This is a genomic window from Amycolatopsis sp. NPDC051061, from assembly GCF_040682935.1.
Classification (GTDB): Bacteria; Actinomycetota; Actinomycetes; order Mycobacteriales; family Pseudonocardiaceae; genus Amycolatopsis.
Genome location: NZ_JBFBBZ010000070.1, coordinates 34,046 through 42,561, shown reverse-complemented (window position 1 = coordinate 42,561; position 8,516 = coordinate 34,046). Strand labels below are relative to the sequence as shown.

General features: G+C 71.2%; 8 protein-coding genes. 3 read left to right on the top strand and 5 right to left on the bottom strand.

The genetic code is table 11. From position 1 onward, the window contains the following. From AB0N03_RS47615 to AB0N03_RS47605, 3 genes are all read left to right on the top strand, one after another. The coding region (locus AB0N03_RS47615) for a universal stress protein (protein WP_364387309.1) at nucleotides 1-386 on the top strand (386 nt) is incomplete at its 5' end. Nucleotides 387-444: 58 nt separating this feature from the next. After that, nucleotides 445-846 carry a hypothetical protein gene (locus AB0N03_RS47610; RefSeq protein ID WP_364387307.1) on the top strand — a complete coding sequence of 134 codons (402 nt, stop codon included), beginning with the start codon at nucleotides 445-447 and terminating at the stop codon, nucleotides 844-846. A gap of 168 nt (nucleotides 847-1,014) precedes the next feature. Next, on the top strand, nucleotides 1,015-1,881 hold the full coding sequence (locus AB0N03_RS47605) for a manganese catalase family protein (protein ID WP_364387305.1): 867 nt from the start codon (nucleotides 1,015-1,017) through the stop codon (nucleotides 1,879-1,881). A 111-nt stretch (nucleotides 1,882-1,992) separates the two neighbouring features. Here AB0N03_RS47605 and AB0N03_RS47600 read toward each other — a convergent pair whose 3' ends face one another. From AB0N03_RS47600 to AB0N03_RS47580, 5 genes are all read right to left on the bottom strand, one after another. Next, nucleotides 1,993-4,890: a beta-galactosidase gene (locus AB0N03_RS47600; RefSeq protein WP_364387303.1), complete on the bottom strand. Its 2,898-nt coding sequence runs from the start codon at nucleotides 4,888-4,890 to the stop codon at nucleotides 1,993-1,995. Between the two features lie 10 nt (nucleotides 4,891-4,900). Further along, nucleotides 4,901-5,050 (bottom strand): hypothetical protein, encoded by a 150-nt coding sequence (locus AB0N03_RS47595; protein WP_364387301.1) that lies wholly within the window; start codon nucleotides 5,048-5,050, stop codon nucleotides 4,901-4,903. Nucleotides 5,051-5,221: 171 nt separating this feature from the next. Further along, on the bottom strand, nucleotides 5,222-6,226 hold the full coding sequence (locus AB0N03_RS47590; RefSeq protein ID WP_364387299.1) for a pectinesterase family protein: 1,005 nt from the start codon (nucleotides 6,224-6,226) through the stop codon (nucleotides 5,222-5,224). 63 nt (nucleotides 6,227-6,289) lie between these two features. Next, the gene (locus AB0N03_RS47585) at nucleotides 6,290-7,060 is read right to left on the bottom strand and encodes a pectate lyase (protein ID WP_364387313.1); all 771 of its coding nucleotides are present in this window, start codon (nucleotides 7,058-7,060) and stop codon (nucleotides 6,290-6,292) included. A 161-nt stretch (nucleotides 7,061-7,221) separates the two neighbouring features. After that, nucleotides 7,222-8,505, bottom strand: a complete 1,284-nt coding sequence (locus tag AB0N03_RS47580) for a pectate lyase (RefSeq protein WP_364387297.1) — start codon at nucleotides 8,503-8,505, stop codon at nucleotides 7,222-7,224. Nucleotides 8,506-8,516 lie beyond the last annotated feature (11 nt).

Below are 8,516 nucleotides of genomic sequence, written 5' to 3'. Positions count from 1 at the left end.
CCGGCATCGACGGCAGCGAGGCCGGCACGCGCGTGCTCGCGGCGGCGCTCGCCGAAGCCCGCGTCCGCCGCGCTCCCCTGGTCGTGCTGCACGCCTGGACGGACGCCTCGCCGCCGCGGCCGGACCCGCGGTGCGTCACCGACGCCGGGCGCCGGCTGCTCGGCGAACGGCTCCACGACCACGACGTCGGCGACGTCGCGGTCGAGCAGGTCGTCGTCCACGCTCACCCCCGGCGCGAGCTGATCGACCGCAGCGGGGCCGCGCAGCTGGTCGTCCTCGGCGACCGCGGCCGCGGCGGCTTCCCGGGGCTGCTGCTCGGGTCCACCGGCCAGGCGCTGCTGCACCACGCGGCGTGCCCGGTCCTGCTCGTCCGCACCGCCGGCTGAGGGAAGCGGGACGGAAGCGGGCTCCGGCAGGATGGCCGGGACCGAGAGCGAGGATCAGATGAAGACAGTGGTGCGAGCCGGGCTCGTCGCGATGCTGGCCACGGCGCTGGCGGCCCCGGCCCAGGCGGCGACCGTCAAGCAGGTCACCAGCACCTGCCATTCCGGGGAGTTCGGCGCGACGTTCACCCTGCGGTACGAAACCTCCGGCGGCTACCACCACCCGATCGGGTCGTACACGACGTCGGGCCCGTACATCGGCGACACGGGCACGCAGTCGCTGCGGATCTCCTACCGCGACGGGCTGGGCACCCACACGGTCTACACCCGGGTCGGGCCGGCCACCAACGGCACCGAGTCGCTGCCGGCGGGGCTCGCGATCCCGGCCACCGCACGAGGCACGGCGTCCACCACGTTCGACAACGGGACGGCGTCCTGCGTCGCCACGGTGCCGATCACGTAGCCCCGGCACGGCACGCGGGCGGCCGCTTCTACCCCGTTCCCTGGCACCGCAAACCTCCCGCGGAAATCACGGTTTTCGTGGTTATCGTCCCGACGTCCGGGAATGCGCTGGCTTCCGGCCACCGGTTCCGCCCCGGGAACCACCGGCGCCGACGAAAGGGACCTTCGCGTGTTCCGTCACACCAAGCTGCTGCAGTTCGAAGCCAAGCCCGAAAAGCCCGACCCCGTCTACGCGCACAAGCTGCAGGAACTCATCGGCGGCGCGTTCGGCGAGATGAGCGTCACCATGCAGTACCTGTTCCAGGGCTGGAACTGCCGCATCGAAGGCAAGTACAAAGACCTCCTCATGGACACCGCGACCGAAGAAATCGGGCACGTCGAAATGCTCGCCACCATGGTCGCCCGCCTCCTCGAAGGCGCACCCGCCACCATGACCGCCGAAGCCGTCAAAGACCCGGTCATGGCCGCCACCCTCGGCGGCATGGACGTCCAGCAGGCCATCGTCGCCGGTGGTGGCGCGCTCCCGGCCGACAGCAACGGCTACCCCTGGAACGGCCGCTACATCGTCGCCTCGGGCAACCTGCTCGCCGACTTCCGCGCCAACGTCGCCGCCGAAGCCCAAGGCCGCCTCCAGACCGCCCGGCTCTACAACATGACCGACGACCCCGGCGTCAAGGCCATGCTGCAGTTCAACCTCGCCCGCGACACCGTCCACCAGAAGCAATGGCTCGCCGCCATCGAAGAGCTGAAAGCCGACGGCCTCGAAGACGAAATCGTGCCGAACGCCCTGCTCGACGAAGAAGACCAGACCCACAACCACACCATCTGGCACCTCTCCGACGGCCCCGACGGCGCCAAGGGCACCAGCTGGACCACCGACGCGGGCATCGAATACCTCATGGACCCCGAACCCCTCGGTGGCCCCGGCACCGCGCCGAAGCCCGACCCCGCCCTCTACGGCACCTACGCCCCGCTGCAGGACGCGAAGGGCACCGCGAAGGGAAAGGCCAAGGAACTCAAGAACAAGCTGACCTGACCGGAAGCCCGGTGCGTCCCCGGGCGCACCGGGCCATCGGCCTGGGAGTGAGCGCGGTCGGCCCACGCCGTCGTGACGCGGCCGGCCCGCGACCTCGTGCTCAAGGCGCTGTCAGGGCCGCCACCCGGGTGAGTACACCGGCCGGACCGGCACGCCGCCGCGCGCCGAACCCAGGTCCGTCAGCGACACCTGCTCCAAGCCGTTGCCCTCGCCGCCATCGCTGGTCACCGCCAAGGCGAGCGTGTTGCGGCCGTGCGGGTCGAGGATTCCGGTCGGCAGCGCGAACGTGTGCTGCGGCCCCACGTCGGCGATGTACTGGCCGACGTTCCAGCCGTTGAGGAAGATCAGCACCCGGTAGTGCCCGCCGGAGCGAGGCCGCGCCGGATCGCCGAGGGTCAGGCCCACCGAGGTGTCCTGTCCGGCCGGCACCTTCAGTGAGAACGTCGTGCGGTACCACGTCGTCCCCGGGGCGGCCGTCGCCGCCGGGACGACGGCCGGCGTCCAGCTCCGGTCCGGGAAGCCCGGCAGGGACCAGCCCGCGCGCTCGCCCGCGAGACCGCCGCTGTTCAGCGGGCCGCGCACCGGATCCGCCGTGCCGCCCCGGATCTTCCACGTCGCGGCGGTCAGCGACGACGAGATCAGCCCGCGCCCCTCCTTGTGCGCGTCGTTGACGCCGCCGTCTTCGTTGTGGCCGTCGTTGCGCACCATCACCGACAGCACGTGCGGGCCGTCGCCGCGCAGTCCTTCGGGCACGGGGAACGTCGCGGTGCCGGTCGTCGGCGGCGAAGCCAGCGCGGACGGCAGCACGTTCTCGCCGAGGTACTGCCCGTCCAGCCACGCCTGCAGCATCCCGGCGCCGCCCCCGCCGTAGCGCAGGCTGACCTGTTTCCCCGGCGAACCCGTGAACCGCCCGCGGTACCAGACGTCGCCGACGCCGAAGCCGTAGTCGTCCGCGGTCAGCACCGGCTCGCCCGCCGGTGGTGGCGTCGTGCTGTTCGTCGTGGTCCGGTCCGCGGTGGGCCACGCCGAGTCGTCGTAGCCGGGCGCCGACTCCGGGGAGCCCGGCGCGGACCGCCAGCCGGTCAGCTCGGGCAACCGCGGGCCGGTGGGTCCCGGCAGCGGCCGGAGGGCGGCCAGGCTGCCCGACGCCGTCGGCCGCATCGGAACGACCGCGCCGTTCCACCGCACCACCGGGCCGCGGGCGCCCCAGACCTCGAGGTCCCGTGCTCCCTTCGTGTCGCCGGTGAGCGAGCGCGCGTCAGCGGTCCGCACCAGGTCCGGCCCGCGCACGAGCAAGCCCGAAGCCAGCCAGAACGTGTCGGCCGTCGGGTCGTCGGCGAGCAACAGGGTGACGGCCGGGCGGCCGCCGCCGCTGATCCGGACGCGGGCGAGGCCCTCGTGCCGGTAGTCCAGCCGCAGGTCGTTCCCGGTCCAGGTCGTCGTCACCGCGCCGGCGAGGACGTCCACCCGCGGCCGGGACGCGTACCGCAGCACGGTCCGGCCGTCTTCACCCGGCCGGCCGTGCAGCAGGAGGGTTCCGGCGGTCCCGGCCATCAGCTCCGACGTCGAATACACCAGGTGCTGGCCCGCGACGTCGAAGTTCGCCACCAGCTGCTTGGCGTCCTGGCCGTTCAGCCGCACCGGAACGGTGTAGGCACCGTCCGGTGTGGACAGTGGGAAGGTGAAGCTGTCGTCGGTCGTCACATTCGACGGCGAGTGCATCGGCACGTACAGCTGGACCCCGGTGTCCGGGTTGACGTTGTGGTAGACCTTCACCGCGGCCGACGACGGTGTCACCGGATCGCCCCGGTCCATCTTCGCCACGTCGGGAACCGTGGCGAGGAAGTAGCCCAGCTCCTTCATGGTCAGCGCCTTCGGCCGCAGCTGACGGCCTTCGTCGATCGCCGCGCCATAGTCGTACGACGAATAGACGACCGGTGCCGGCAGCCGGCCCCACGACGTGCCGCCGAAGGTCATGTAGAAGTTCTGGAGCGTCAGGCCGTTCGCCAGGTTGGTGCCGTAGAACACGCGCTCGTAGCCCGGCCCCTGCCGGACGGCGGTGCAGGGGTAGGTGCCGTTGCTGCCCCAGTAGTCGAACCAGCCGCCGCCGAACTCGGCGACGAACCCCGGGGTGTTCGGCGACGCGCTCGCGCCGCCCTTCGCCCCACCCGGCCCGTAGGTCCCCCAGTCCGGTGCGACGCTCGGGCTGCCGGGTGTCGCGTCGGTCCGGCAGGTGCCGCCGGGGTAGCCGTCGAAGGCGTACAAATCGACCTTGCCCGGCACCGTGCCGGGCACGCCGGAGTCCGCGGGCACCCAGATCCCGTTGCGGCCCTTGTCGTTGTGGAAGACCGGGACGGCGATGCCGTCGGACCGCACCTTGTCGTACAGGTGTGCCACGTAGTTCTGCTGGGACGTGCCGGTGGCCGCGAGCTCGTTCTCGATCTGGTAGAGGATCACCGAGCCGCGGCCGTCGGTGTACTGGTGGCGCGCGATGATCCGGTCGATCCGCGTCAGCCATTCGTCCGCAGCCGCGAGGTAGTCCGGCGCGTCGCTGCGGGCCCGACCGGCCTGGGTGCTCAGCCACGCCGGGAAGCCGCCGCCGGTGACCTCGGCGTTGATGTAGGGGCCGGGCCGCGCGATGACGTACAGCCCGGCCTCGGCCGCCAGGTCGAGCACGCGGTCCATGTCGCGGACGCCGGTGAAGTCGTAGACCCCGGGTGCCGGCGAGTGGTAGTTCCAGTCGAAGTAGATCGACACCGCCGTGTAGCCGGTGGCCTTCATCTTCTGCAGCACGTCCCGCCACAGGGCCGGGCTGGGCAGCCGGAACGGGTGGAACTCGCCGGACCAGACGACCTGGCGGCGGCCGTCCAGCATCAGCGAGTACTTGTCGAACGTGACCTGGTGCTTCGCCGGCGACCCCGCCGACCCGGCGGACACGGCCGACGTGGGCGCGGCGCACAGCCCGGCGCCGAGGAGCAGGGCGAGGACGAACGTGCTGAAACGGTGCATGGAAGGCCCTTCAGGCGCGGCTGCGGCCGACGTAGACGTTGCGGGCGCGGTAGTACGTGTCGGACGTCGGTCCCGGCGAGCCGGCCGAGCCCTCCATCTGCAGGTTCAGGATCAGCCACATCGGCTTGCCGGTGAAGTTCGCCCCGCGGCGCCGGCCCACCCAGGTGCCGTCGAGGTAGTAGTGGTTTCCCAGGTGGCCGCGGCGGCCCGGCCGCCGAGTGCGGCGCCGGCCGCCCCGGCGGCGCCCGCGGCGAGGGTGTGCGGCATGGTGAACCTCCCCAAGCTCAGTGGACGCAGGGGCCGGCGCTGTCGTAGCCCGGTTCGACGCTGATCAGTGCACGGGGTTCCACCCGTCGCCGCCCGCGAGGTAGCGCTGCGCGGTGAACGTCGCGGCCTGGGCGGCCGTCAGCTGCGGCCGGTCGGTGCCGGTACCCGCACCCGGTCCGGTGTTGCGGTACTCGAAGAACCGGGCGTCCTTCCAGGAGAAGCCGGACATGTCGGTCCACGGCGTCGCCTTGATCGCCGCCGGCAGGGCGGTTTCGCGGATGACGACCTGCGCGATGGCGTCGACGTCGCCGCTGGGGTGCCACGGCCGGCCCAGGTAGAAGCCGGCGTTCGCCGCCGGGCTGACCACCTTGCTGCCGACGACCAGGAAGCCGTACGGGTTGCTCCGGCGCGTGCTCGCCGCCGTCAGGTAGCCGTTGGGGTTCGAACCGCGGTCGAGCGCGGTGATCGTCGCGCGGTCGAACACGGCGGTGGCGCGGCCGAAGAGGAAGTCGACGTCCCCGCTGATCGCGCAGTTCCGGTAGTACTGGCGGCCCACCGTGCCGACCGCCGCGGTGTCGGCGTACAGCGTGTCCTGGTGGCCGAGGAACGTGACGTTGTCGAAGACCATCCGATCGCCGGTGGTCTTCACCGCGACCGCCTGGGTGGCGGTGATCTCCGGGTGCGCCTTGCGGTCGAAGGAGTTGCGGAAGGTGAGCGCGCTCGCGGTGAAGCCGTTCGCGGCGATCGTCGCGGTCGCGCTGCCCGTGGTGCCGTACGTCGAGCCGTCGGGTTTCCCGGTCCCGCTGGCGTTGTCGTAGTCGATGACGACGTCCGACGCCTTGCCGGTGGTGCCGCGCAAGGTGATCCCGGTCTTGCTCGCGGGCACGGTGATCACTTCGCGGTAGGTGCCGGGCTTGAGCGAAACCGTGCCCCCGGCCGGGACGGCGTCGATCGCCGCCTGGACGGACGCGAAGCTTCCCGAGCCGTCCGCGGCTACCACGAGGTGCGCGCACGCGGGCGCCGTGACCGACGCGCCGGCGAGGACCGAAGCGATGAGCAGGGTGAACACGGGACACCTCCACGGGTGGACGCCGGGGGTACCGGACGGCGGCCGGCACCCCCGGCGAGTCGATCACTGGTAGGTGATGTTCGCGGTCGTGTAGAGGCAGTTCGTCGAGTCGGGCCCGCTGCCGATCGTCGTCGGCTCGCCGCTGGTGACGCCCTTGTACTTCTGGCAGGGCACGATCTTGCGGCTCGAGTCGCCGACGATGGTGATCCGGGTCAGCTTGGCGGTGTCGCCGTAGTTGGTGTTGATGCCGACGAGCGCCTTGCCGGGCACGGCGGCGGTGACGTTGTCGACGACGACGTTGCGCTTGTACTGCGTCTTGCAGTTGCCGCAGGAGCGGTAGAGCTTGCCGAAGTCGTTGACCTGGAAGTTCCGGATGTACATGGTGCCGGGGCCGTTGTGCTGGAAGACCTTGTCCGACGCCTTGCGCGCGCCGCCGCCGTCGATGGTCATGGTCTGCGACGCCGAGGTGCCCTTGAAGGTCGCGGCGTCCTCGCCGACGTCCTCCCACCAGACGTTGAGCAGCGTGCAGGTGCCGAGGCAGTGCACGCCGTCGGCGGCCGGGTTGCCGAGGACGACGTTCTTCAAGGTGGTGCCGTTCGACAGTTCGAAGATCGGGCCCTGGTCCTCGTCCTGGCCGCCGGTGCCGAGGTCACCGGTGCCGTAGAACCGCTTCAGGCCGCCGTCGTAGGTGCCGCTGGTGACCTTGATGGTCGCGCCGACCGCCTGGCTGACGCTCGGGTTGGGCCACGAGGCGGCGCTCGCGGGGTGGCCGGCGACGATCACGGTGGACACCGCGAGCGCGGCGACGGCCGCGGCCCGGGCCACCCGGGAAATCGAAGACATGCTCATCACTCCTTGGTCTTCCCTGGTCGGGAAATGGTCCTAGCGAGTGCTGAAAGCGCTTTCTCAGTCTCGGGTTCCCGGGTTCGGCGTGTCAATGCCGCTGGGCGAAGGGACGTCGGTGTCGCCCGGATGGCCGTCGCGGAAGGGAGTTTTCAGAAAACGGGACCCGCACCCGTCAGCACGCGCACCGGCACCGCCCACGTCGGGTCCAGGCGGTCCACCAGCGTCGGCGTCCAGCCCACGTCAGAACCCAGATCCGGGTCGTTCGCCGCGTTGTACTCCGCCAGCAGGTCCACCGAGCGTGGCCGGGCCGCACCGGAAGAAACCAGCGTCCCCGTCGCGTGCAGCACCGTCCCCTTCCAGTACTCGACCAGCGCGCCCAGCGGCACCGAAGCCGGGATCCGGAAGAAGTTGTTCTCCGCGTAGATCCGCGACTCGACCCCCACCCCCAGCGAATACGTGTAAGCCGCCGGATCCCGCACCACGTACAGGTTGTCGTAGACGTGGACCTGCCCGTACCGCACCCGCGGCGCGCGCTGCCCGATCTCCGAGAACAGGTTGTGGTGCACCGTGACGCGCAGCTTGCCGACGTCGTAGGTGGGTTTGTCGGTGTTGCCGATCAGCATCGTCTTGTCGTGGTCGTGCAGCCGGTTGTCCGACACCGTCACGAGGTCCGAGCCGTTCACGATGTCCAACAGTCCGTCGTGGACTTCGTACTTCCGCCCGAAGTACGACGGCTGAGTGTTGTTCCCGCCGTCGCTGAACTCGTTGTGGTTCACCCAGACGTGCGTCGCCCCGACCAGGTCGACGTTGTCGTACTCGGAGTTCCAGTTCCCGTCCGCGCCGTCGAGCGGGTCCCATTGCGGGAAGCAGTCGTGCGCGTCGGAGAACCGCAGGTTCCGCAGGATGACGTTGTCGCCGGTGACGCGCAACGTCAGCCCGTGCAAAGTGGCGCCGCCGAGGCCGTAAATCGTCGTGTTCGGGCCGACGTCGAGCACCACCTGGGCGGCCTGGTTGGCTTGCGACCGGGCTCGCGCCTCCTCCAGCGGCCCGGACGGCTCGACCTTCCCCCAGGTCGCCGGGTCGTACGCCGCCAGGTACGCGGGCAAGGTGTAGGCCGGGTCGGCGAAGTCGTCGCACGACCGAGGCCGATCGCGGGCGTCCACGTTGCCCTCGATCGTGCCGCGGACGTAGATGATCTTCGGGGCGCCCGGGTGCGCCACCAGCGCGGCGACCAGCTCCGAGCGCTTCGACACCGTGTGGACGTCGCCGCGGGCGGCGGCCGCTCCCCCGCTCGTCCCGGTGGTCGCCGCGCCCCAGCCGTCGTGCGCGCCGAGCACCACCCGGCCCGGGTCGTGGCCGTGGGCTTCCGCCGGCCCGGCGGTGACGGTGAGTCCGAGCAGGGCGAGGCACCCCGCGAAGGCCTTCCAGCGCATGTCGGCTCCTT

Bases quoted from the DNA above. Each gene is read 5' to 3' on its own strand.
- AB0N03_RS47610 (WP_364387307.1), top strand. From the start codon at position 445: ATGAAGACAGTGGTGCGAGCCGGGCTCGTCGCGATGCTGGCCACGGCG.
- AB0N03_RS47600 (WP_364387303.1), bottom strand. From the start codon at position 4,890: ATGCACCGTTTCAGCACGTTCGTCCTCGCCCTGCTCCTCGGCGCCGGG.
- AB0N03_RS47580 (WP_364387297.1), bottom strand. From the start codon at position 8,505: ATGCGCTGGAAGGCCTTCGCGGGGTGCCTCGCCCTGCTCGGACTCACC.